At 54.3% G+C, this 24942-nt stretch carries 21 protein-coding genes and 1 pseudogene; 18 read left to right on the plus strand and 4 right to left on the minus strand.

Annotated features, from left to right (window positions below):
- Positions 1-14: 14 nt before the first annotated feature.
- Entirely contained in the window at positions 15-887 is an 873-nt protein-coding gene (locus JGZ97_RS16020; protein WP_207063711.1) for a DnaT-like ssDNA-binding domain-containing protein, read from the plus strand.
- Positions 838-1614, plus strand: a complete 777-nt coding sequence (locus JGZ97_RS16025; protein WP_370584083.1) for a replication protein P — start codon at positions 838-840, stop codon at positions 1612-1614. The genes JGZ97_RS16020 and JGZ97_RS16025 overlap by 50 nt, the downstream gene beginning before the upstream one ends.
- 39 nt (positions 1615-1653) lie before the next feature.
- On the opposite strand, the gene JGZ97_RS18255 is transcribed toward JGZ97_RS16025, so the two are convergent.
- The 4 genes and pseudogenes from JGZ97_RS18255 to JGZ97_RS16045 all read right to left on the minus strand — a co-directional run bounded on the left by JGZ97_RS18255 (position 1654) and on the right by JGZ97_RS16045 (position 5970).
- Positions 1654-1866 (minus strand): tetratricopeptide repeat protein, encoded by a 213-nt coding sequence (locus JGZ97_RS18255; protein ID WP_242521834.1) that lies wholly within the window; start codon positions 1864-1866, stop codon positions 1654-1656.
- The gene (locus JGZ97_RS16035; protein ID WP_207063713.1) at positions 1827-3809 is read right to left on the minus strand and encodes a tetratricopeptide repeat protein; all 1983 of its coding nucleotides are present in this window, start codon (positions 3807-3809) and stop codon (positions 1827-1829) included. Before JGZ97_RS16035 ends, JGZ97_RS18255 begins: the two co-directional genes overlap by 40 nt.
- A gap of 138 nt (positions 3810-3947) precedes the next feature.
- Positions 3948-4202: pseudogene (locus tag JGZ97_RS18555) on the minus strand (tetratricopeptide repeat protein); the annotation flags it as partial.
- Positions 4203-4542: 340 nt separating this feature from the next.
- The gene (locus tag JGZ97_RS16045) at positions 4543-5970 is read right to left on the minus strand and encodes a mannose-1-phosphate guanylyltransferase/mannose-6-phosphate isomerase (RefSeq protein WP_242521835.1); all 1428 of its coding nucleotides are present in this window, start codon (positions 5968-5970) and stop codon (positions 4543-4545) included.
- Between the two features lie 234 nt (positions 5971-6204).
- Here JGZ97_RS16045 and wecB point away from each other — a divergent pair, with 234 nt between their 5' ends.
- The 16 genes from wecB (at position 6205) to JGZ97_RS16125 (ending at position 24921) form a co-directional block, all read left to right on the plus strand.
- On the plus strand, positions 6205-7329 hold the full coding sequence (gene wecB, locus JGZ97_RS16050; protein WP_207063714.1) for a non-hydrolyzing UDP-N-acetylglucosamine 2-epimerase: 1125 nt from the start codon (positions 6205-6207) through the stop codon (positions 7327-7329).
- A gap of 187 nt (positions 7330-7516) precedes the next feature.
- On the plus strand, positions 7517-8755 hold the full coding sequence (gene wecC, locus JGZ97_RS16055) for a UDP-N-acetyl-D-mannosamine dehydrogenase (protein ID WP_207063715.1): 1239 nt from the start codon (positions 7517-7519) through the stop codon (positions 8753-8755).
- Positions 8756-8891: 136 nt separating this feature from the next.
- Complete coding sequence (locus tag JGZ97_RS16060; protein WP_207063716.1) at positions 8892-10232, plus strand: UDP-glucose/GDP-mannose dehydrogenase family protein; 1341 nt, start codon at positions 8892-8894, stop codon at positions 10230-10232.
- Positions 10233-10259: 27 nt separating this feature from the next.
- A complete protein-coding gene (locus JGZ97_RS16065; RefSeq protein ID WP_207063717.1) occupies positions 10260-12185 on the plus strand; it encodes a nucleoside-diphosphate sugar epimerase/dehydratase in 1926 nt (641 codons plus the stop codon).
- Positions 12186-12215: 30 nt separating this feature from the next.
- Positions 12216-13490: a Vi polysaccharide biosynthesis UDP-N-acetylglucosamine C-6 dehydrogenase TviB gene (gene tviB, locus JGZ97_RS16070; RefSeq protein ID WP_207063718.1), complete on the plus strand. Its 1275-nt coding sequence runs from the start codon at positions 12216-12218 to the stop codon at positions 13488-13490.
- 93 nt (positions 13491-13583) lie between these two features.
- Positions 13584-14600: an NAD-dependent epimerase gene (locus JGZ97_RS16075; protein ID WP_207063719.1), complete on the plus strand. Its 1017-nt coding sequence runs from the start codon at positions 13584-13586 to the stop codon at positions 14598-14600.
- Between the two features lie 112 nt (positions 14601-14712).
- Positions 14713-15663 carry a Gfo/Idh/MocA family protein gene (locus tag JGZ97_RS16080; protein WP_207063720.1) on the plus strand — a complete coding sequence of 317 codons (951 nt, stop codon included), beginning with the start codon at positions 14713-14715 and terminating at the stop codon, positions 15661-15663.
- Complete coding sequence (gene wbpD / locus JGZ97_RS16085; RefSeq protein WP_207063721.1) at positions 15663-16244, plus strand: UDP-2-acetamido-3-amino-2,3-dideoxy-D-glucuronate N-acetyltransferase; 582 nt, start codon at positions 15663-15665, stop codon at positions 16242-16244. The genes JGZ97_RS16080 and wbpD overlap by 1 nt, the downstream gene beginning before the upstream one ends.
- Before the next feature lie 2 nt (positions 16245-16246).
- A complete protein-coding gene (locus JGZ97_RS16090) occupies positions 16247-17326 on the plus strand; it encodes a DegT/DnrJ/EryC1/StrS aminotransferase family protein (protein ID WP_242521836.1) in 1080 nt (359 codons plus the stop codon).
- A gap of 123 nt (positions 17327-17449) precedes the next feature.
- Complete coding sequence (locus JGZ97_RS16095; RefSeq protein ID WP_207063722.1) at positions 17450-18439, plus strand: NAD(P)-dependent oxidoreductase; 990 nt, start codon at positions 17450-17452, stop codon at positions 18437-18439.
- 2 nt (positions 18440-18441) lie between these two features.
- Positions 18442-19548 (plus strand): DegT/DnrJ/EryC1/StrS aminotransferase family protein, encoded by a 1107-nt coding sequence (locus tag JGZ97_RS16100; protein WP_207063723.1) that lies wholly within the window; start codon positions 18442-18444, stop codon positions 19546-19548.
- Positions 19536-20432 (plus strand): methionyl-tRNA formyltransferase, encoded by an 897-nt coding sequence (locus JGZ97_RS16105; protein WP_207063724.1) that lies wholly within the window; start codon positions 19536-19538, stop codon positions 20430-20432. Before JGZ97_RS16100 ends, JGZ97_RS16105 begins: the two co-directional genes overlap by 13 nt.
- Positions 20433-20507: 75 nt before the next feature.
- Positions 20508-21281, plus strand: a complete 774-nt coding sequence (locus JGZ97_RS16110) for a hypothetical protein (RefSeq protein ID WP_207063725.1) — start codon at positions 20508-20510, stop codon at positions 21279-21281.
- Complete coding sequence (locus JGZ97_RS16115) at positions 21271-22194, plus strand: DapH/DapD/GlmU-related protein (protein ID WP_207063726.1); 924 nt, start codon at positions 21271-21273, stop codon at positions 22192-22194. The genes JGZ97_RS16110 and JGZ97_RS16115 overlap by 11 nt, the downstream gene beginning before the upstream one ends.
- Entirely contained in the window at positions 22191-23486 is a 1296-nt protein-coding gene (locus JGZ97_RS16120) for a hypothetical protein (RefSeq protein WP_207063727.1), read from the plus strand. The genes JGZ97_RS16115 and JGZ97_RS16120 overlap by 4 nt, the downstream gene beginning before the upstream one ends.
- Entirely contained in the window at positions 23479-24921 is a 1443-nt protein-coding gene (locus tag JGZ97_RS16125; RefSeq protein ID WP_207063728.1) for an oligosaccharide flippase family protein, read from the plus strand. Before JGZ97_RS16120 ends, JGZ97_RS16125 begins: the two co-directional genes overlap by 8 nt.
- Positions 24922-24942 lie beyond the last annotated feature (21 nt).

A 24942-nucleotide genomic window follows, 5' to 3' on the forward strand; every position in this document is an offset into this window, starting at 1 on the left:
CAGAGTGCGCGACCATGAGCGGATTGTTTCCGGAACCTCCCGTCCTTTTCTACCCCTCCATCGCTCAACGCTACGGCGCTGAGGAGGCGATTTTGCTGGCTATTTATGACCAGTACGCACGGCACCATGGCGACCGGGATGAGACGGGGTGCTATTTTATCGCCCGTCGCAACGAGTGGCTGGCGTTGGCTCCTTTCTGGGAGGAGGATCAACTGGCCCAGATCACCAATAGCCTGGTTTCCCAGCAGGTGCTTGAGGCCGAGTTCCGGCCTAACGGCAGCATCCGGATTCAGCTGCCGGCAGCTTCTGGTAAGACCCAGGGCACCGAGAGGGTCCTCACAGAACCGGAGGAGGAACCGGCACCAGCGTCGCGCCCTAGCCTGGCACCCCCTGCGCCGCAAATACCGCGCTCCATGCCGGCACCGCGGGTGGTGGTCGGCAGCGGCCTGCCTCGGGGGCCGGCCCCCAGTTTTGGCGGCAGTACCGGCTGGCGGCGCCCCAAGGATGATCTGGAGCACCTGTTCGAGAGCCGCGAGCGCCAGAACCGCTTGCTGCAGGAAATTACCCTGGAGTGGCGTCCCAGCGAAACCACTTACCAGTTGCTGGGTAAGCGCAATATTCCCGTGGAGTTTATCGACGACTGCATCGATGAGTTCATCAGCTACTGGATGGAGCGGGGGAGCAAAAAACACACGTGGGATTCGGAGTTTATCAAGCGGGTCAATGTGCAGTGGGTGAAAGCGCAGAGTCGGCAGGCGCGGGCAGAACGCCAGGGCTGGGAACAACGGGCAGAGGGCAGCGGTGAAAGAGATCAATCAAATAATCGGGCAGAACGGCGTGAGCGGATTACCGACGCAGTCATGGACATCCACAACACCGACTGGTGAGCGCAAGGCAGGGTCCGGGGAGCAGGCTGCCGATCCGATTCCCCGGGAAACCAAGACCCTGGTCAACATGATCTTTGCCCGCTTTATGACCATCTACGGGCACAAGTTCAAAAGCGCTTTTCAGAGCGAGGAAGAGATCCGCATCGCCAAGCGCGAGTGGGCCCTGAGCCTGCGTGGCTTCAGCGAACAGGAGTTGGTGACGGCGGTGAACCGGGCCAAGGAAGAGTTCGTCTGGATGCCCACCGTGGCCGAGTTTCTCAGCCTGCTGCGCAAGGATCTGCAGGCGTACGGACTGCCCGGGGCGTTGAACGCTTACCAAGAGGCCTGCCGCTACGCCGACCACCCCCTGCAGCACGACTGGAGCCACCCGGCGGTCTACTTTGCCGGTCGCGAAACCGAGTGGTTCCGTCTGCGTACCGAGGAGAAGTACCGGGTGTTCCCCGACTTCGAGCTCAACTACCGTCGCCTCTGCGAGCGGGTCATTGCCGGCGAGGAGCTGGACGTACCCCTGCCGAAGGGGTTGCCGGATCGCTCATCAAATACCTTGGCCTGCTTCATCAACGATTGGGGCAAGGAGCACGAGCTCAGCGACGAGCAGGCCGCGACCCTGCTCTATTACCTTTTCAAGCCCAAGGGCAGCCCGGTCCGGGCACATTTCAAGCAGATCTCCGAACAGCGCCTCAAGGAGTGGGGACTCACCCTGAGCCTGCCCGAGGACTACCGTTGAGCTTTTTTCAGGCGGCGAGCTGATCTGTTCGCAGTGGTGCTAGTGGCGTAGCCTGCGCGCCAGCTGTTCGGCCTCCTTGCGTTCGGAAAATTGCGTCCCCTCCAAGGCGGTGAGTACCTCGATCGCCTGCTCGCTGTGGCCCTGCTTTGCCAGGGCGGTGGCGAAGTGATACTGCACAGATGCTGACTCAGGAGGCGCATCGGCTGCTGCCTTTATGAGCTCAAGGGCTCGTTCCGGATCACTCTGGAGCAAGATCCATCCCAGCGTATCGGTGACGTTAGGATCCTCCGGTGCCAGCCGGTAACGGCTTCGGCTGCCTCTACTGCCCGTGGGTCCCGGGCTTGGTGATAGAGCCAGGCGAGATTGTTCCAAGCCACGAGGTGCCCTGGCTGTTGTTCGGTCAGCTGCTGGTAATGCTTGAGGGCGTTGGCGGTATCGCCTTTCTGAAAAAAGAGCTCCGCCACCAGGGTGCGTGCGGCAGGGTCGTCCGGCGCCTCCTGCAGGCGGGATGTCAGTATCTCAAGCGGCACCTCGGGTTGACCTGCCTGGCGAAACAGGCGCGTCATCTGCACGGCGATTTGCGGCTTGGGGAGTTGCGCGTAGAGATTGGCGTAAAGCTCGCCGGCTTCCTGGGGACGGTTTAACACGGCCAGTGCCCTGGCCTTCAGCTCTAAATGGGCCAGCCTCAATCCGCCTTTGGTGGGTGAGAGGCTTTCCAGCAAGTCCAGCGCATGAGTGGCTTCTCCATCTTCGATCATCAGGTTCGCCTTGAGGAGTTGTCCGGGTAGGTAGTCCGGATGAGCGAGGGTCAACTCCACTGCCAAGGAGCGCGCCCTTTTCCTGGCGTCGCTGGCCAGTGTGAGTTCCACCCTCCTTAGCAGGAGCGCGGGGTTGTCAGCGTGGCGACCACCGGTTTCTTTTTTAAGTAATTCAAGTGCGTCCTGCTGTCTGTTTTGGGCCAACAGCGTTGCAAGATAGGTCTGAACTGCAATCAACTGTTCGGGATGGCTCTGGTAAAACGCATTGGCAAGTTCCGAGGCCTTTGCTGCTTGCTCTTGGTGCAAATAAAGCCGCACCTGGGCCTGCATGGGGCGGTGATCATCAGGGGCTGAATTCCGAGCTTTTTCATACCATTGATGGGCGTTCTCGAACTGCTTCTCTTCGACCGCCAGATTGCCCATGGCGAGCATGGCCGCGATCGCCTTAGGGTTTTGTCGCAACAACCCTTCCAAGTAGCGCTTTGCTTTGCCTATGTCGGCGGTGCGATAGGCCACCTGTGCCGCCAACAGGTGATATTCGACTTGTTCAGGATGCGCGGTGATGAGCTCGTCAGCCAGTGCACGGGCTTTTTCCGCTTGGCCGGAGCTGAGGTAGGACGAAATCAGCAGCCCGCTTGTAGCGGGACTGGGTGTCTCGCGGGTAAGCGCCTGAAGCCGGGCGATCCCTTTTTTGGTATCCCCGGAAAGCAGTTCGGCGAGGGCCAGGGGGCCGTCAAGGGGAGCCTTTGCGTTATCGGCCATCGCCGCTGAGAAATAGCGGGCTGCCTCGTGTGCCCTGCCTTGCCTGAGACTAAGGTTTCCGGCAAGGCCCAGGGCGTCGGCCGAAGCCCCTTGGTCGTTCAGCAAGGGGGCCAGGGTGCTTTCGGCAAGAGACAGTTCGCCGGAGCTGGCGTAAAGGCTGCTCAGCACCAGTCGGGTTCCTCGGTGGTCCGGGTGCTCTGTCAGGCTTTCGGCAAGCCTTCTTTGTGCGGAATCCTTCTCTCCAAGCACCAACTGCGCGTATCCCAGCAGATAATTTAGGTCGGGGTCTTTCACCCGCTGCGACAGCGTCACGAGAATGGTTTTCGCTTTTTTGGCTTCCCCATTCGAGAGGTGAATGAGTGCGGAGAGAAAGAGGCCCGAGTCGGAGTCCGGGGCGTGGGTCAGCGCTTGATCGACGGCCGAGCGAGCCCCCTCCAGGTCGCCTTGGCGCAACAGCCCTCGGGCTTGCCCGAGGAGCGCTGCCGGGTGTTTAGGCGCTTGTTCGAGGGCTTTTGTGAAATGTTGCAGTGCCTGGTCTGGCCGATTCAGTTGTAGCTGCGCATTGGCGGCCAGTAAGTAGGCCTCCAGTCCGGCGTACCCGGGTTGATTCAGTGCGTGCTCGGCGTGTTCAAGGGCGCTTTCAGGGCGCTGGTGCAGGAGATAGAGCTGTGCCAAGCGGACATCAATTTCCGCGTGGGGAACCAGCTTCCGTGCCTGGAGGTAGGCCTCTTCTGCCGGGCTGAAAGCACCCTTGGTGGCAAGCAGGTCGCCCTCAAGTTTGTGTTTTTGATAAATGAGCTCGGCTTTCGCGGGTTTGTAGGCTTGCAGGGTTGTTTCGGCTTCCTGGAGCCGGCCTATTCCGACCAGGCTCCTAGCGAGAAGGAGCTGCAGGTCGTCCGCCGTCTGCCCCAGTTTAAGGGCCCGGCGCAGTTCCTTTTCCGCCCCGCCAAAAGCCCCTTGCTGGAGATATAGACGACCCAGTAAAAGGCGTCCGGGGCCGTGGTCGGGCTGCTCTTTGAGCAGGTTTTTGAGTTGGATTATCGCCGCTCGGGACTTGCCGGATTCAAGGTGGCGTTGGGCGTCTTAGTAAAGGTCGTCGGTGGCGGCGTGCAGCGACCCAGCAAAAAGGCAGAGACAGAGCAAAGGGGCAAAACCCCAGCGGATTGGCATCGATAAACCCTCCATGGCGAGTGGCGATATGCATGTCCTTTAAAACCGCCAGTGGAGTAAGGGATTAGGTCAGGAGCGAGTAAATTGCAAGTGGGCCCACTAGTCTCTTCCGGGGGCCTCCCAGCGGGCATGCCCCACGTAGCTCTTCTTGGGTCATCTGGAAAATGGTAGGAAGATCGGGGGCGGCATGACCGCTGGAAGGGTTTACAGCCCGGGTGGGCTTCCCCTTGCCCCTGGCTCAGCCCCGCCCGTAGGTGTCTTGCAACCGCACAATGTCGTCTTCACCAAGGTAACTGCCGGTCTGGACTTCGATCAGGTCCAGGGGAATCTTGCCGGGATTTTCCAGGCGGTGGACTTCGCCGATGGGAATGTAGGTGGAGTGGTTTTCACTGATCAGGAACACCTCGTCCCCCCGGGTCACCCGGGCGGTGCCCTGGACGACGATCCAGTGTTCGGCGCGGTGATGGTGTTTCTGCAGGGAGAGCTTTTCGCCGGGCTTGACCCGAATGTGCTTGACCTGGAAACGTTCGCCGTCATCGATGGACTGGTAGTGCCCCCAGGGGCGATAGACCTGCGCCTGCTGCTCGGCCTCGCTGCGTTGTCCGGCCTTGAGCTGGTTGACGATCGCTTTGACCTCCTGCACCCGGCTCTTGTGCGCCACCAGTAAGGCGTCCGCGGTCTCCACTACCACCAGGTTGTCGACGCCCACGGCGCCGACCAGGCGATCGCTGCTTCGCAGGTAACAGTTATGGGCTTCGCTGGTGAGCACGTCGCCGCTGATGACATTGCCGTTGCTGTCTTTTTGGCCTACATCCCAGAGGGCGGACCAGGAGCCGACATCGTTCCAGCCGGCATCCAGAGGCACCATCCGCGCGGCCTCGGTTTTTTCCATGACGGCATAGTCGATGGAGTCGTCGGGGCAGGCGCGAAACGCGGCTTCATCCAGGCGGATAAAATCCAGGTCGGCGGTCTCCTTGGCAAGTGCCTGGCGACAAGCGTTTACGATCGCGGGGTCGTGCTGGGACAGTTCCTCCAGATAGCGTGAAGCCCGGAACAGGAACATGCCGCTGTTCCAGTAATAGTCGCCGGCATCCAGGTAGGCCTGGGCGGTGGCGCCATCCGGCTTCTCCACGAAGCGCTCGACCGCCAGGGCGTGATCCTTGCCCTGGCGGCTGTGGTCGGTACGAATGTACCCATACCCGGTTTCCGGGTGGGTGGGTACGATGCCGAAGGTGACCAGCGCCCCTTCAAGAGCGGCTTCGCGCGCCTGCATTACGGCGCGGTGAAACGCTTCTCGGTCCTGAATAATGTGATCGGCGGCCAGCACCAGCAACAGCGGGTCATCGCCGCTCTTGGAGGCGTGAAGGGCGGCGAGGGCAACCGCCGGGGCGGTGTTGCGGCCCACCGGTTCCAGGATAATGCCGCTGTGGTCCTGGTTGATGGCGCGGAACTGCTCGGCGACCAGAAAGCGGTGGGACTCGTTGCAAATCACCATGGGGGGGCGCAGCTCTGCAATGCCCTCCAGGCGTTGCACAGTATCCTGAATCATGGAAGTACCGTTGACCAGCGGCAGAAACTGCTTGGGACACTCGCTGCGTGAGGCGGGCCAGAGGCGGGTGCCGGATCCACCGGACATGATGACAGGTAGCAACGGCTGGTTCTCCATATTCACTCCTTGAAAAAGGGGATGGTCGTTCAACGGCGCATCATAGCACGCCGGGGGGTAAGCGGGGACGTGAGATCACCTTCGTGCTGGCGTCAGTCAGAAAGAAAGTCCGATTAGGATAGAAATAAAAGCCAATTAAGCTAGAAATAAAGGCTAGACGCTAAAGTTATAACGTGACGATGGACAAAGCTGTGCCGTAGCGGGGCGACAGTTTGGTAACGAAAAGGACAATCCATGCAAAAACTACTGCTGGTCTTCGGTACCCGCCCTGAAGCAATCAAGATGGCGCCGCTGGTCAAGGCACTGGAGGTTGATGCTCGATTTGATGCAAGGGTCTGCGTAACAGCCCAGCATCGGCAGATGCTGGACCAGGTGCTGGCGCTTTTTGAGATTGAGCCGGCTTACGACCTCAATTTGATGAAGCCCGGGCAGACCCTGACGGACGTCACCTGCGCCGTGCTTCAGGGGCTTGAACCTGTATTGTCCGACTGGAAGCCGGACCGGCTGCTGGTCCACGGCGACACCACCACCACCTTCGCCGCCACCTTGGCGGCCTTCTACCAGAAAATTCCGGTCGGCCATGTGGAGGCGGGGCTGCGCACCGGCAACATCTACTCGCCCTGGCCCGAAGAGATCAACCGCAAACTGACCGGCGCCATCACCGACCTGCACTTTGCCCCCACCGAGGGTGCCCGGCAGAACCTGTTGGGCGAGGGGGTGCGGCGGGCCCAGGTGGTGGTCACCGGAAACACCGTGATCGACGCCTTACTGCAGGTTCACGGTCGAATCGCGGCCAGCCCGGAACTGACGGCCCGGTTTGCCGCACGGTTTGATTTTCTTGATTCAGAGCGGCGCCTAGTGCTGGTGACCGGTCATCGCCGTGAAAGTTTCGGTGAAGGATTTGAGAACATCTGCAGAGCCCTGCGGGACCTCGCCGAGCGCTTCGACGTGCAGGTAGTTTATCCGGTGCACCTCAACCCCAACGTGCAGGAACCGGTAAAGCGCATTCTCGCCGATGCGCCGCACGTACACCTGATCGAGCCGCAGGACTATCTGCCCTTCGTCTACCTGATGGGCCAGGCGCACATCATACTTACGGATTCTGGCGGGATTCAGGAAGAGGCCCCGTCCCTGGGTAAACCGGTGCTGGTAATGCGCGACACCACCGAGCGCCCGGAAGCTGTGGAGGCGGGCACAGTCCGGTTGGTGGGCGCCGACCATGAGAAAATTCTGACCGAGGCCACGCGGCTGCTGGATGATCCAGACCACTATAGCGCGATGAGCCGGGCCCACAACCCCTATGGGGATGGCCAGGCCTGCGCCCGCATTGTCGAGGCTCTGGCGAGCGAATCTCCTTGAGTGGCTCTTGCGATTGAATTCGAAGGACGCGGTGATGGTTGAACGAGGACTCTACCGCTGCCTGAAAGTCCGCAAGTGAGGTGGGCGACTCCCGTACTTCCCTTAAAATCAATGCTATGCTCGATTGAGCTGCGGCCCGGACGCTGCAACGAACGGATGCTTTAAGAGCCTAAAAGGACAGTACAAGATGGAATTCAACAAGGTTTCGGTAATCGGGTTGGGCTATATCGGCCTGCCGACGGCGGCGGTGCTGGCTTCACGTGGCATCGACGTGGTTGGCGTGGATGTCACCCCGGAGGCGGTTGCGACCATCAACCGGGGAGAAGTGCACATTGTCGAGCCGGATCTCGACATTATTGTGCGTGCGGTGGTGACCACCAACAAGCTGCGTGCCACCCTGGAGCCCGAGCCCGCCGATGCCTTTATGATCGCAGTACCGACCCCTTTCAAGCAGGGGCACGAGCCGGATCTGAGCTTCATCCGCCAGGCGGCAGAGGAGATTGCGCCGGTACTGGCGCGGGGCAACCTGGTGGTGCTGGAGTCGACGTCACCGGTGGGGGCCACCGAGCAGCTCTCGGCCTGGCTGGCGGAGCTGCGCCCGGACCTGGGTTTTCCGATGGGCAAGTCCGACCACCCTGATGTGCACATTGCGCATTGTCCCGAGCGGGTGCTGCCGGGGCAGGTATTGCACGAGCTGGTGGCCAATGATCGGGTGATTGGCGGCATCACCCCCGTCTGTGCGGAGCGGGCCGAGGCGCTCTATAAAACCTTCGTGCGCGGTGAGTGTGTGCTGACCGATGCCCGCACCGCTGAACTTTGCAAACTGACCGAAAACGCCTACCGAGACGTCAATATTGCCTTTGCTAACGAACTCTCCATTATCAGCGACCGGCTGCGAATCAACGTCTGGGAGCTGATTCCCCTGGCTAACCGCCACCCGCGGGTCAACATTCTTAACCCGGGGCCGGGGGTCGGGGGGCACTGCATCGCCGTGGATCCCTGGTTCATTGTCAGCAGCGCCCCGGAGCAGGCGCGCCTGATTCGCACCGCCCGAGAAGTTAACGACAGCAAGCCTTCTTACGTGATTGACCGGGTGCGCCAGGCGGCGGACGAGTTCAAGCGCCCGGTGATTGCCTGCCTGGGGTTGGCCTTCAAAGCCGATATCGATGACCTGCGCGAGAGCCCAGCGGTGGCCATCGTGCGCGCGCTGGGCGAAGCCCGGCTGGGGCGGCTGCTGGTGGTCGAGCCTCACATTCGGGAGTTGCCGCCCACGCTTTCTGATCTCGGAATCGAGTTGGTGGGCATGGAGGAGGCACTGGATGCCGCCAATACGCTGGTGACGCTGGTGGACCACAAGGTGTTCAAGGGCATCCCTGTGTCCCGTATCACCAGCAAGGTGGTGATCGACACCCGGGGGCTTTGGTAGTCGCTCCGATCCCGGGGCTGACGGGCGGGAAGCACGTGCCCCTGTAGCCTTAGGTTCACCTGCTTTATAATGCTTGATCTCCCTACGCTTAACCGTTGGCGCATGCGCCTGCACTGGACAAGGAACAATTTAACCCATGCGAGTAGCGATCTTTGGAACCGGCTATGTGGGTCTGGTAACTGGCGCCTGTCTGGCTGAATCCGGCCACCATGTCATCTGCGTGGACGTTGATGCGGCGAAAGTGGCCCGCCTGCAAAACGGCGAAATTCCCATCTACGAGCCTGGGCTTGAGAGTTATGTGGAGGAGAACGTCGCCGCGGGGCGGCTGGCGTTTACGACCGAGGCAGCACCCGCCGTTGAAGCCAGCGAAATGATCTTTATCGCCGTGGGAACACCGCCCGATGAGGACGGATCGGCGGATCTGCGTTACGTGGTGGAGGTCGCCCGTACCGTGGGCGAGACCATGACCGTTACCAAGACCCTGGTCACCAAGTCCACCGTGCCGGTGGGTACCGCTGACAAGGTGCGCGCCGCGGTGTCCGAGGCGCTTGAGGCGCGGGGGCTGGATCTGGACTTTGACGTGGCCAGTAACCCTGAGTTTCTCAAGGAGGGCGATGCGGTCAGCGACTTTATGAAGCCTGATCGCATTATTGTCGGTACCGACTCCGAGCGGGTGCGGGGACAGATGCGCGAGCTCTACGCCCCCTTCAGTCGCATGCGGGACAAGCTGATCTTTATGGATATCCGCTCGGCAGAGCTGACCAAGTACGCCGCCAACGCCATGCTGGCCACCAAAATCAGTTTTATGAATGAAGTCGCCAACCTGGCGGAAAAACTGGGGGCGGATATCGAGGACGTGCGTCATGGCATAGGCTCGGACCCGCGCATCGGCTACCACTTTATCTATCCCGGCTGCGGTTACGGCGGCTCCTGTTTTCCAAAGGACGTGAAGGCCCTGGCCCATACCGCCGGTGCCGTAGGCTACGATGCCGAGCTGCTGCGGGCTGTAGAGGCGGTCAACGCCCGCCAGAAGGAGCGCCTTTTTGAACGGATCGAGAATTATCTGGACGGTAACCTCCAAGGCATTACCGTGGCGCTCTGGGGGCTGGCTTTCAAACCCAAGACCGACGATATGCGTGAGGCGCCAAGCCGTGCGCTTATGGAGCGACTCTGGGCCGCCGGGGCGCGGGTGCGCGCCTTTGACCCCGAGGCCGCCAAGGAGACCGCCCGTATCTACGGAGAGCGGGATGACTTGGCCTTGGTGGAGACTCAAGAAGCGGCGCTGGAAGGGGCCGACTTGCTGGTGATCTGCACGGAGTGGAAGAGCTTCCGGGCCCCTGATTTTGACCTGATCAAGCAGAAACTGAGTCGCCCGGCCATCTTTGACGGCCGTAACCTGTACGACCCCGCTCAGCTGAAAGCACTTGGCTTTGAATATTTCGCCATAGGCCGGGGTGATAGCGTGTTAAGATCTTAGTCATTGATCTTCATATGCTAAATTTTCATGCTTCAGGCCCTTTTACGGCTTAATCGAACGCAGAAAGCGTTGACCGTCGCCGGCATCGACACGGTGCTGATGATGGTGTCACTCTGGCTGGCTTTCTCTTTGCGCCTGGGTGAATTGTACGTACCCGAGGGCAGCCAGTGGCTGCTGTTTGCCGCGCTGCCCCTGATCGCCCTCCCTATCTACATCCGCCTGGGGCTCTACCGGGCGGTTATCCGTTACATCGGCCACCGGGCCATGATGACCATCGGCTACGCCAACGCCCTGGTGGCCCTGGTCTGGTCATTACTGCCCTTTTACCTGCCGGTGTTTATCGACATTGATCTTTTTTCGCCCCGCTCCCTGCCGTTTATTTTCTGGATGGTGCTCTGTATTACCGTCGGCGGCAGCCGCCAGGTGGCGCGCTGGTTCGTCTCCGGCGCCTTTCGAGCCCGGCGCGGAAAGTATTTTCTGATTTACGGCGCAGGCGAGGCCGGTATCCAGCTGGCCGCTTCCCTGGGGCACAGCTCGGCGGTCCACCTGCTGGGGTTTGTGGACGACGATCCGAGCTTGCACGGCCAGCAGATAGCCGGGCTCAAGGTGTTGGGGGGGCAGTCGTTGATTCCTGAACTGCGCCAGAGTTACGAGAACCTGGAGGTGCTGCTGGCACTGCCCAGCGCCACGCGCCAGGAGCGGCGAAGGATTCTTGACGCCTTGGAGGAAGTGCAGGTGGCGGTGCGCACTATGCCGCCGCTGGATGACATCGCCCTGGGCCGTGCCGACCTGACCCAGTTGAACGTGGTCGACATCACTGACCTTCTCGGGCGTGAGGAAGTGGCCCCGGACCGCGGGCTTCTGAGCGCGTGCGTCACGGGAAAGAGCGTGCTGGTAACGGGGGCGGGGGGCTCCATCGGCGCGGAGCTGTGCCGGCAGATTCTGGCTCAGGGGCCAACTCGGTTGCTGTTGATGGACCATGCGGAGCCGGCGCTCTATGCCATCGAGCAGGAGTTGCTCAAGCGACGCCAGCAGCTTGAAAACAGCTCCACGGAGCTGGTTCCTCTGCTTGCGTCGGTGGTGGATGAAGCCCATAACCGGCAGGTGATCGCGGCCTACGAGGTGACCACCGTTTACCACGCCGCTGCCTACAAGCATGTCCCCATGGTGGAGCATAACGTGGTGGCCGGGGTGCGTAATAACGTGCTCGGTACCCTGGCCATGGCCCGGGCCGCGCTGGCCGAAGGGGTGGCTCATTTCGTGCTGGTTTCCACCGACAAGGCGGTGCGCCCCACCAACACCATGGGGGCGAGTAAGCGCCTGGCGGAGATGGTGCTGCAGGGGTTACAGGCGGCACCGGAGAATCGGGGCACGCGCTTTATCATGGTGCGTTTTGGTAACGTGCTCGGCTCCTCAGGGTCGGTGATTCCCCTGTTCAAGCGCCAGGTGGCTTCCGGGGGGCCCGTGACCGTAACCCACCCGGAGATTACCCGCTACTTCATGACTATCCCCGAGGCCGCTTCCTTGGTGCTTCAGGCGGGTTCTATGGGGCAGGGGGGAGATCTTTTCGTGCTGGATATGGGCGAGCCGGTGAAAATTGCCGATCTGGCGCGTCGTATGATCCGCCTCTCCGGTCACCAGGTGGCGGAGAACAGTGGCGATGAGGGCATCGAGATTCTTTACACCGGGCTGCGCCACGGGGAAAAGCTCTATGAAGAGCTGCTGATTGGCGAAAACGTCACCCCCACCGAGCACCCGCGGATTCTTCGCGCCCGGGAGGAGGGGCCCGGCTACGCGGACCTGGAAAAGTTGCTAGAGGCGTTAGTCGAAGGGCTGGAAAGAGAAAATGTCGAGTCGGTCAGAAAGCTGCTAGATTCTCAAGTGGTTGGGTATAAGCCGCAGTGTGGGATCGAAGACCTTCTCTGGAAAGCGGCCCACGCCTCCCCCGGATAAGCAGGAAGCGTAATCGTGAAGGAGCGACGTATGGAGAATAAGGATTGCCGAATTGCCGTTATTGGCCTGGGTTACGTGGGCTTGCCCCTCGCCGTGGCCTTCGGTAACCGGTTCCAGACCCTGGGGTTTGACATCAAGGCGGCGCGGATCGCCGAACTGCGGGCGGGAGAGGATTCCACCCGCGAGGTTTCCAGGGACGCGCTGCTGGGCGCGGGCCGGCTTAGCTTTACCGACAGTCCGGCGGAGTTGGAAGGGTGCAACGTGTTTGTCATTACCGTGCCCACACCTATCGATGTCCACAAGCAGCCGGACCTCACGCCCCTGCGTCGCGCTTCTGAATTGGTGGGGCATGCACTCAAACCCGGCGACACGGTGATCTACGAGTCCACCGTCTACCCCGGCGCCACCGAGGAGGTCTGCGTGCCCATCCTCGCGGAGGTCTCCGGGCTGACCTTTAACCAGGATTTCTTCGCTGGCTACAGCCCGGAACGGATAAACCCCGGGGACAAGGCGCACCGGATTGAAAGCATCCTCAAGGTGACCTCCGGTTCCACCCCCGAGATAGCTGATTTCGTGGACCGGCTTTACGGCGCAATCATCAAGGCCGGCACCCACAAGGCCAGTTCAATCCGCGTGGCCGAAGCCGCCAAGGTAATCGAGAACACTCAGCGTGATCTGAACATCGCCCTGATAAACGAACTGGCCATCATTTTTGGCAAACTGGGTATCGACACCGGCGAGGTGCTCGCCGCAGCCGGTACCAAATGGAACTTTCTGCCCTTTCGGCCCGGGCTGGTGGGAGGCCACTGCATCAGTATCGACCCGTACTATCTGACCCACAAGGCCCAGGCCGTCGGTTACCACCCGGAGATTATCCTGGCCGGCCGACGCCTAAACGATGGCATGGGAGCACACGTGGTTTCCCAGGTGGTTAAGATGATGACCCAGAAAAAGATCCAGGTGATGGACAGCCGGGTACTGATTCTGGGGCTTACCTTCAAGGAAAACTGCCCGGACCTGCGTAATACCCGGGTGGTGGACATGGTCGCAGAGCTGGCCGAATACCATGCCGAAGTGGATATCTACGACCCTTGGGTGGACCCGCAGGAGGCCTGCGAGGAGTATGGGTTGGAGCTGGTCGCCGAGCCCCAGGTGGACACATACGATGCGGTGATTGTTGCCGTGGCCCATGACGAGTTTAAGGCCATGGGGCCGGAACGCATTAAGGCATTTGGCAAACAGAGCCATGTGATTTTTGATATTAAACACTTGCTGCCGCGGGAAATGGTGGACGCCCGGTTGTAAGTCCTCGGCCGTGCGGCGTAGCGGTAAGGCTAGACTAGGGCGCGAAGCTGCTCGATACCCTGCAATGAGTGCAAGAGAAAGTAGGAAATTTATATGAAGGTTTTGGTCACCGGTGCCGCAGGCTTTATCGGCTCCCATGTCACCCTCAGGTTGCTTGAGCGGGGCGATGAAGTGGTTGGCATCGACAACCTCAATGATTACTACGATGTTTCTCTGAAGGAGGCCCGGTTGGAGCGGATTCGCGAAAGCCAGGGCGCCGAGTGCTTCAGCTTCGAAAAGCTGGATGTGGAGGATCGTCAGGGTATGGAGCGACTGTTCTCCGGGCAAGGCTTCGATCGGGTCGTTCACCTTGCCGCCCAGGCCGGAGTGCGTTACAGCATCGAGAACCCCCGCGCCTACATCGACAGCAACATCGTTGGTTTCCTCAATATCCTCGAGGGTTGTCGGCATCACGGGGTGGAGCACCTGGTTTACGCGTCCTCAAGCTCAGTGTACGGCGCTAACGAAACCATGCCTTTCTCGGAGCATGACAACATCGACCATCCGCTCTCGCTCTACGCCGCCACCAAAAAGTCCAACGAACTGATGGCCCACACTTACAGCCATCTGTACAACCTGCCAACCACTGGCCTGCGCTTCTTCACCGTCTACGGACCCTGGGGGCGCCCCGATATGGCGCTGTTTCTCTTCACCCGCGCCATCCTCGAGGGGCGGCCGATCGACGTTTTCAACTACGGCAAGCACCGACGCGATTTCACCTATATCGACGATATCGTCGAAGGGGTAATTCGTACCCTCGATAAACCCGCTGACCCCAACCCCGCCTGGACCGGCAAGACCCCGGACCCCGCCACCAGCAAGGCCCCTTGGCGCGTCTTCAACATCGGTAACCAGCGCCCGGTGGAGCTGTTGACCTACATCGACTGCATCGAAAAGGCCCTGGGTAAAAAGGCGGAGATGAACCTGCTGCCGCTGCAGCCTGGGGACGTTCCCGACACTTATGCCGATGTGGAGTCTCTGGTGGAGTGGGTGGACTACAAGCCCAGCGTGCCGGTGGAAGAGGGGGTGGCTAGGTTTGTGCAGTGGTATCAGACATTTTATAAAAGCTAACTTTCCGCCACTTCGTCCCTTCAGTCGAAGTTCCCGTTGACCCTTGTCATACGGGTTGGCACGTCGTGTTATGTTTTAATCATTGCACGGCTTTCTTGAGGATTTGACCAGAATGAAGCAGTTTGCATTGATCGGTGCCGCCGGTTATATCGCGCCTCGTCATATGAAGGCGATCAAGGAGACAGGCAACAACTTGACAGCGGCTCTGGACCCTAACGACTCGGTGGGTATCATTGACAGCTATTTCCCCGAGGCTCACTTTTTTACCGAGTTTGAGCGCTTTGACCGCCATATCGATAAGTTGCGGCGAGAGAGCGGTGACTGCGGGGTCGATTATGTCTCAATATGCTCACCGAATTACCTCCATGATTCCCATATGCGCTTTGCCCTCCGCTCAGGTGCTGACGCTATCTGCGAGAAGCCGATTGTACTGAACCCTTGGAATATCGATGGCCTGTTAGAAATTGAGCGGGATACTGGGCGTAAGGTGAACACCATTCTGCAATTGCGAGTACACCCGGCCATTATTGCGTTGCGAGAGAAAATCCGTAAAGCGGCTTCAAGCCAAAAGTACGAGGTGGATCTGACCTACATCACCTCGCGTGGTAACTGGTATCTTCAGTCATGGAAGGGAGACGAAAAGAAATCCGGAGGGATTGCCACCAATATCGGCGTGCATTTTTATGACATGCTGCACTTCCTGTTCGGTGAACTGCAGGATAATCAAGTGTATCTGCGCGAGGAAACCCGTGCTGCCGGCTTTCTTGAGTATCAGAACGCGCGCGTTCGCTGGTTTCTTTCCTGTGATTTCAATGATATCCCCACAAGTGTGAAGGAACAGGGCCAGCGAACTTTCCGTTCCATCACAGTCGATGGCGAAGAGATAGAATTTTCGGGCGGCTTTACCGACCTCCATACTCGCAGCTACGAGGAGATTCTGGCTGGGCGGGGTTATGGATTGGAGGAGAACCGCGTCGCCATTGAAACCGTAGCCACTATCAGGAACGCGCCGCTGAAGGCGGCGGGCGCACAGGCACACCCTTTTATCGAGTGCCGTAGTTGATGGGCGTTTTCATTCACGGCAGCGCCATTGTTGACCCGGGGGCCCAAATCGGTGAAGACACCCGTATTTGGCACTTTGTACATGTCTGCGGAGGTGCCCGTATTGGCAGTCGGGTCTCGTTGGGGCAGAACGTCTTTGTCGGCAATAAAGTGGTGATCGGTGATCGCTGCAAGATCCAGAACAACGTTTCCGTCTATGACAACGTGACCCTGGAAGAGGGGGTATTCTGTGGCCCCAGCATGGTGTTCACCAACGTCTACAACCCCCGCTCGCTGATCGAGCGCAAAGACCAGTATCGCGATACCCTGGTGAAACAGGGCGCGACCCTTGGCGCCAACTGTACCGTTGTCTGCGGCATAACCATCGGCCGATTTGCCTTCGTCGGTGCCGGCGCGGTGATCAATAAAGACGTGCCCGACTATGCGTTGATGGTCGGCGTGCCGGCCCGGCAGGTTGGCTGGATGAGCGAGTTTGGTGAGCAGCTGGATCTGCCGCTCAGCGGCGAGGCCGAGGCACGTTGCCCACATAGTGGGGAGCGCTATCGTCTCGAAGGCGCAATTCTGACCAAGTTAACGGACTGATCATGGAGTTTATCGATCTAAAAGCGCAGCAACTGAGGATTAAGGACAACATTGACGCGGCAATTCAGCGGGTTCTGGCTCACGGCAAGTATATTCTAGGCCCGGAAGTTGATGAATTAGAGGAGAAACTGGCGCAGTTCGTTGGTGTTAAACACTGTATCAGCTGTGCGAACGGCACCGATGCGCTGCAGATTTCATTGATGGGGCTGGGTATTGGGCCGGGTGACGAGGTGATCGTTCCCGGGTTTTCCTATATCGCCACCGCCGAAACCGTGGCGCTGCTGGGTGCTAAACCCGTTTACGTCGATGTTGACCCACGCACCTACAACTTGGATCCTGCACTGATCGAAGCGGCGCTCACGGAGCGAAGTAAGGCGATCATGCCGGTGTCGCTCTATGGCCAGTGTGCCGATTTTGAAGCCATTAATGCAATTGCTGAGCGACATGGGCTGGCCGTCATTGAAGACGGTGCCCAAAGTTTCGGAGCGACCTATAGAGGGCGACGCTCCTGCGGCCTGTCGACGATCGGCTGTACCAGTTTTTTTCCCAGCAAACCGTTGGGCTGTTATGGTGACGGCGGAGCGCTCTTCACCGATGACTATGAACTGGCCACCGTGTTGCGCCAGATCGCACGCCACGGACAGGACCGGCGCTATCACCATATTCGGGTAGGGATCAACAGCCGCTTGGATACCCTCCAAGCGGCCATCCTGCTGGAAAAGCTGAAGATATTTCCGGAAGAGATCAAACTACGCCAGCAGGTGGCGGACCACTATGCCCAGCTGTTAAAAGAACACACCGGAATCGAACCGCCCTATATCGCACCTGAAAACAGCAGTGTTTATGCCCAGTATACGATTCAGGTGGAGCAGCGTGCTCAACTCCAAGAGTTTTTGAATAGTGCCGGGATTCCGACCGCTGTCCATTACCCGATCCCCTTGCATCGACAGCCTGCGGTGGGTGATAAGGATGTTTGTTTGCCGGTGAGCGAAAGTTTGGCAGAACGAGTGGTGAGTTTGCCGATGCATCCTTATGTAGATACAGAGGATCAGGCTTTAATAGTTAACCGTCTTACAAGCTGAATGGATCAATCATCTAATTTACTGAGTATTAGGTGGGGATCTGTTTGAATAATTCGAGCCTTAAGACTCAGTGCGCTCTCAACAATAGAACTAACTAGATCAACAATATATTGGGTGCTGTTAATGATTCGAGGAAAGAAAATATTCATTACCGGAGGTGCTGGCTTTATTGCCAGCATGCTGATCTCAAAGTTAGCCGATGAGAATGAAATTGTCGTTTATGACAACTATACGAGAAATACCCTGAAGGGGACCCCTTATAACTATCACCCTAATGTCCGCCAGGTTCAGGGCGACGTGCTTGACTACGCGGCATTGAAGGATGCCATGACAGGAGCCCAGCTGGTGGTTCATGCCGCGGCGATTGCCGGTATTGAATCTACGGTGAGCAACCCCGTAAATACCATGCGCGTCAATATGATGGGTACCGCTAACGTTCTGCAAGCCACTAATGAGTTAGGGGGGATAGAGCGTTTTCTTGAATTCTCAACATCGGAAGTTTTTGGATCAATGGCCTTTAAGGTCGATGAGGGTCAGCAAACAGTTACCGGTGCTGTTGGCGAAGCGCGCTGGACCTATGCGGTGAGCAAATTGGCAGGCGAGCACTTGTCCCATGCTTATTTTAAACAGTACGGCATGCCCACAGTGACGGTGCGCCCGTTCAATGTTTATGGGCCTGGACAGACGGGTGAAGGCGCTTTGTCGATATTTGTGCGTAAGGCCCTAAAAAACGAAGATCTTTTAATATTTGGCGATGGCAGCCAGATCCGTGCCTGGTGTTATGTCGATGATATGGTCGAAGGTGTTCTTTGTGCGCTAGAGCACCCGAACGCGGTGGGGCATTCCTTCAACATAGGTAACGCACGTGCAGTGACGACAATCTACGGACTTGCGGAAGCGGTTTGTCGGGTAGTTGGTAGTTCATCCAAGATAGTGTTCCGCGATGCTCTTTCTGCCGATATTGAACTACGTATTCCTCATGTGGCCAAGTCAAAGGAGTTGATCGGCTTTGAAGCCAAGGTGGACCTTGATGAAGGCCTGAAGCGTACAGCTACCTGGATAGCAAATAATGAAAGCTCCCTGCTTCCGCTCACCGATATGTTCAAGAGTTAATCGTGATTAAGCTCTCTCAGCCCAATATTAGTGATGCTGCCATCGAAGCAGTCGTTGACGTATTAAAGTCGGGCAACTTGGTGCAGGGAGTTCAGTGCGAAGCCTTTGAATATGAGTTGGCGGAATATCTAGGCTGTAGCGATGTTGTGCTGGCCTCTTCAGGAACTGCTGCTTTACACCTCGCTTTGCTTTCTCTGGGCATCGGGCCAGGCGACGCCGTTATTGTCCCTGACTTTACCTTCCCCGCAACGGCGAATGTGGTCAAGATTACCGGGGCAACTTCGGTAATCGTAGATGTTGACAGAGATACCTACACCCTCTCTATAGAAAATCTTGAGTCAGTTATCAGAGACTGGAATGGCCCTGATCAGCTTAAAGCAATCATGCCCGTACATGAATTTGGCTGTCCGGTACAAATGGACGAAGTTAACCGGCTGGCTAAAGAACATAGCCTCTTTGTTGTCGAAGATGCCGCCTGTGCACTGGGAGCGACCTACAAAGGAACAAAGGTTGGCACTCTGGGTGACATCGGCTGTTTTTCTTTCCACCCGCGTAAAACGCTGACTACCGGAGAGGGAGGGGCTTTAGCAACTAATAGTCCTTCGTTGGCCAAGCGACTAAGACGATTACGTAGTCATGGTATGGAGCGAACTGGCAGCCAAGTTCAATTTATTGAGCCGGGGCTCAACTACCGAATGACAGACTTTCAGGCGGTGCTAGGTCGCCACCAACTGCCAGACCTGGATAAGTGGATCAAGGATAGGGCCGCGTTGGTGGAGGTTTACCGGAGCGAGCTTTCTGCCCTTGAACAGCGAGGAATAATCAAGTTACCAGCTAGAGTAGAAGGCCATAGTTGGCAGACATTGATGATCACTCTCGATGCAGAGGTTAATAGAGACGAGTTGATTAAAAGCATGAGAGGGAAAGGTACTGAGGTCAATCTTGGGGCGCAAAGCTTAAGCAGTATTGGCATTTATAGTGATTCAAAGTTTAAGTGTAAGAATGGGTCTTATCTGTATCAGTCTGGCTTAGCTCTGCCTTTATACGAAAATTTAGATAGATCAGGTGTTAATACTATTTCAGGGTCGTTGATCAAATGTCTGAAATAATATTTATTGGTAGTAAGAGATCAGGTTTTGAGGTATTAAAAAAGATATATAGTCTATGTGCTGATAAAATATTAAAAGTAATAACCTTTGATGATAGAGTTGATATAAGAAGCTGTTTCGACGATTATTGTAGTTTTGTTAAAGAAAGAGGCTTGGAATTATTAATTATAAATCCAATGGGTCTAGATTTTGCTCTTAAAGAGTTTTCCGGGAAAAAAGTTTTTTTGGTTGGTTGGTATTACTTGATACCGGAGCCTCTTTTGGAAAAAAATGATTTTTACGCGATACACTACTCCTACCTGCCAAAATATAGGGGTAATGCGCCTGTTGTTTGGCAAATAATAAATGGTGAAAAAAATATAGGGGTTACATTATTCAAGATTTCTACTGGAATGGATGATGGAGATTATATTGTTAGGGAAAGCTTTACTTTAGAAGAGGGTGATGACGTGTTATCTGCTCTTTTGAAGGCCGATGATTTAGCAGTTGATATTATAGATAGATATCTACAATGTATTTTGGATGGGTCGGTAAAGCTGTGCCCTCAGAATAATGAAGAGGCTACGTATTGTTCTTTGAGAACTCCTGATGATGGAAGAATAGATTGGCAGTGGTCAGTGGAAAATATAATAAATTTTATCAGAGCACAGTCGTATCCTTATCCTGGAGCTTACACTATAGATTCATCAGGAAATAAAATATATATCACAAAAGCAGTAGTGGATTGTAGGGAAATATATGCGCCAATTGGTGCTGTTTTTGAAAGAAGCAGGGAAGGTATTACGATTAAGTGCGGTGATGGATCTATTAAAATTTTGGAAGCTAATGCTGGGCGTGAAAAAGATTTGCTAAAGTTGTTTAAAAGTTTAAAGACGAGATTGTAGTGTTGTATAAATCAAGTTTGCCATTGTTGTCTAGTTAGAAATTATAAGTGGTTTATTAATGTTGGGATGGTTAAAGTGCAGTATCTGCCTAAGTTTATATTAAAAGAATATGAATCTTTAATTTCTGCTTTTGATCATTGCGGCTTTAAGATGAGGCCTTCGTCTCATATTGATGAAGAAGAAAATGAGGTAGTTTATTTTCGTCACGATGTTGATTTTTCTATAGATCTTAGTCTTCCGATTGCAGAGTTAGAGGCAAAGTTAGGAGTTTCGAGTGTATATTACATATTGCTAACCGGGCCTTATAATGCTTTAAGTAAGAGTTCCATTTGTTCTATTAAAAAATTAATTGATCTTGGTCATAAAATAGGGCTTCACTATGACTTGAGTTGCTACCCAGGCGATCTTTGTGAAGCAAGAAATAGGCTAAGTGTTGAAGTTGGCTTGCTTGAATTAATTAGTGATAGCAAGGTTGCATCAATAGTTATGCATGAGCCTTTTAGGGGGGGGGGAGATATCTTTTTAGAGGGTTCAGGTTACTCTAATCCTTCTTATAATCAATATAATGATCCGTCTTTGTGCTATGTTAGCGACTCTTGTAGGGCTTGGAGAGACGATACCTTGTTGCGTTTTTTGTCTGGGCTAGAGAGGCGTAATAGGCTGCTCTTAAACACACATCCAGAGCTTTGGCTGGCTAAAAGATCTATGCATAGGTTGTCTTATCTTAATGATCTGTTAGGGCCTAAGATATTAAAACCAAAAAAAGATTACTTTCTGAGAGATGTTAAGAATATTTGGTCTACTCATGAAGCCGCTGTAAATGGATACGGGGATGTAGATGAGTTATAGGATAGATTCTTCTAGGCTAATTGAATTTTTTAATAAGAAGGAAGGTGAAATTGAATATGTGCGGGGCGATATATTAGCAAGTTTGGCCGAAGTTGAAGTCGGTGCTGTTACTGATAATCTCTCATGTCCATTGTTGTCTTTTATAGGTCATACGGCTAGTGATGCTCAGTTTTTGCTGGAATCTTCAGAAGCTAAAATTGTACTAGTTGATAAGGGTTTAGATGTATCAAATGTAAAAGAAAAGTGCCTAATTATATCAGCTAATGCACGCTTGCTTTTTTGCGAGCTCCTTACTTTTGTTGATATTGATGACTTGCCAGAGAATAATGCTTACATACACGATAATGTATCAATAGGGCTCGGAACCTATATTGGAAACAACTGTACAATCGAAGAAGGAGTTATCATCGGGCGCGATTGTAAAATATTTCATAATGTAACCATACTCAAAGGGACTGTTATTGGTGACCGAGTAAGTATCTCCCCTGGAGTTGTCATTGGTACGGATGGATTTGGTTATGAGCGGCGTGATGATGGGTCTTATATAAAATTTCCACATATCGGCAATGTAGTAATAGGTAATGATGTTGATATAGGAGCTAACACAGTTATTGATCGAGGAAGTCTTGGTTCTACTAAAATAGGTAATGGAGTAAAGATCGATAACTTAGTGCATATATCACATAATGTAGAAATTGGTGACAATACGTTGGTGATTGCTAATGCTATGGTTGGTGGAAGCGTTAAAATAGGTAAGGGGTCATGGATAGGGCCTTCATCAAACATAGTTGATCGAAAGACTGTAGGTAAGTACGCATTTATTGGTATGGGTGTTTCGATAATTCAAAATGTTGTTGATAACGGAAGGTATACGCTTAAGAACTTTCTAAATGTTGTTAGGTCAAGAAAATGAAAATTTTCATTGGTCCTGTTGAGATTTGCGGTATTGCAGAGGGCTTAAACCATGGTTTTTCTGAGTTAGGGGTCCCATCAAAGGTTGTCCTTTCTTCTCCTCATCCGCATGGATATATAACTAGCAATGGTTTCTGGTTATACAGTTTGTGGAAAAAACTTGGTTCAGTTAGAAAAGATACAGCGAGATCTAAAATTATAAAAAAAGTTTTTTATGTCGTTTTGCATGTTTTCTTTACGTGGTTAGTTTTTTTTCATTCGCTGTTTAGTTTCAAAGTATATATTTTTTTGTATAGTCGGTCGATAACAGATTCAAAACTTGAGTTGCTTCTTCTAAGGTTGTTTAGAAAAAAGGTTATTTTTATATCCGTGGGGACTGATACGAGACCGCCATATATGTCAGGTGCTTTTTTGCCTTATGCTGATGCTGACAAAGATATTTACGAGTTGTCAAAGGTGGTATCTAAGTATAAACAAAAGATTGCCCTCCATGAAAAGTATGCCGATTATATAGTCAATGCGCCAGGTACAGGGCAGTTTCATAATAAAAAGTTTATCAATTGGTTTTCTGTTGGGGTTCCAAAGCTATTGCAAGATGTCTCTTGTGATAAATCTTCAGAGTCTGCTCCTATGAGGATTCTTCACTGTCCTTCAAATCCTACAGCTAAAGGCTCTGGAGTTATATCTGATGTTATAGATAACTTGAAATCAAAAGGCCATAGAATAGATTTTATTAAGATTGAAAACGTTCCAAATGATGTGGTTTTGGATCAATTGTCACGTTGTGATTTTGTAATTGATCAGCTCTATTCAGATACCCCGCTTGCTGTCTTTGCCACGGAGGCGGCTCATTTTGGTAAGCCTGCTGTCGTTGGTGGATACTTTTCGTCGGATATCAATAAGTTTGTTACTTTTGATGACATTCCTCCTAGTTTATATGTGAGCCCTGAAAACATAGAGGAGGCTGTTGAAAAAATGATTACAGATGATCACTTTCGTTTAGAGCTTGGGCGGAAGGCTAAATCTTTTGTAGATTCAAAGTGGACTCCAAGGGATGTGGCAAGTCGATATATGAGGTTGATTAATGATTCGGTGCCGGAAACTTGGTGGTGTGATCCTCAAACGATAACCTATGTTTATGGTGCTGGTCTTCCTCGGTGGGCTACTGCCAGAATGGTTCGAGGGATGGTTGAGCGGTTTGGAGTCCAGTCATTAAAGGTTTCAGACAAGCCTCAGTTGGAGCATGAACTTTTAAATATGGCAGGGCTGTCTGACTTCAGTACTCATGATTAAGACATTCTTACGCGATAGTGTTATCTATGCGATACCTACGTTGTTTTCGCGTGGCCTTGCTTTACTTCTGATTCCGCTCTACACCCGAGTGCTAACCCCTGCCGAGTACGGTTCCTTCGATTTACTGATGGTGTTCGCAGCAGTCATAAATTTGACCGTTGCTTTAGAGGTATCGCAAGCGTTAGCGCGTTTTTACCCTGATTCTTCAGAGTCGCAGCAACGACGCTATGCGTCATCTGCTTTTTGGTTTGCTGCTGCTTGTTACGGGCTATTCGTAATACTGGCATTGAGCTTTCACGCACCCTTAAGCCGCTTGGTTATGGGGCAGAATGGGTTGGAGTGGTCTTTCATCCTTGGGGTGCTCTATATCGGTACGAATGGGCTGTTTTATCTGGTACACAACCAGTTTCGGTGGTCTTTGCGTAGTAGGTCGTATGCGCTGATTAGCCTGCTGGTAACCAGCGTAACCACGCTGATATCGGTATGGCTGGCTTATTTCTTGACCATGGGTATAGATGGATTGCTGATAGGGATGCTCAGCGGAACGGTTGTTGGCTTGCTGGCTGGGCTTTGGGGGTTACGTAATCGCATTGGTTGGGTTTTCGATTGGAATTACCTGCGTCGGATGCTAGCGTTTTCTGCTCCTCTGGTGCCATCTGGTGTTGCAGTCTGGTTGAGTACTTACATCGATCGGATGATGGTTAACTATTACCTATCGGTTGATGATGTGGGGATCTATGGGATGGGGGTTAGGCTGGCCAGCGTAGCTACGCTTCTGATGGTGGGCTTTCAGGGCGCATTGACGCCTTTGATATACCGGCACTATAAGGAGATTCAGACCCCTGCAGCACTGGCCCGGATTTTCCGTTTGTTCGTTGCGCTGGCACTTTTACTCTGGACTACGGTTAGTCTCTTCGCAACCGGGCTCATAGAGCTACTGACTACTCCTCAATATTATGCAAGCCACAGCATAGTGGTCTATCTGCTGCCAGCAGTGTTACTGGCGCAAATGTACATATTCACCCCTGGAATAGGCATTGCTAAAAAGACGCACTGGTTCCTTTGGATTAATGCTGGTGGTGCGGTTACTAATTTATTCTTTAACTGGATTTTGATTCCCTTGTGGGGAATCAAGGGAGCTGCGGTAGCAACCTTGGCAAGCTATCTAGTTGTATTTATAGCCTTTTTGTTGGTTGGTCAGCGGTTGTACTATGTACCTCACTCTTGGGGGCGGCTAGTGTTGGCATTATTTGGTTCAATAGGTTTGATTTGGACCGGTTTGATGTTGCCTTTGTTTTATGACAGTTTTTTCGTTGCTAATATCATGCTGATTATTTGTGTTAGCTGTCTCATAAAAGCTTGTGGTTTAGTGACTAGCCAAGATCTTAACGTTTTGCGTAGTTGGCTAAGCCGCCAGAGGTCTAGTGTATTTTAGGGTAGAGACAATTAATAGTTT

This window comes from Motiliproteus sp. SC1-56 (assembly GCF_017309075.1).
GTDB lineage: Bacteria > Pseudomonadota > Gammaproteobacteria > Pseudomonadales > Balneatricaceae > Motiliproteus.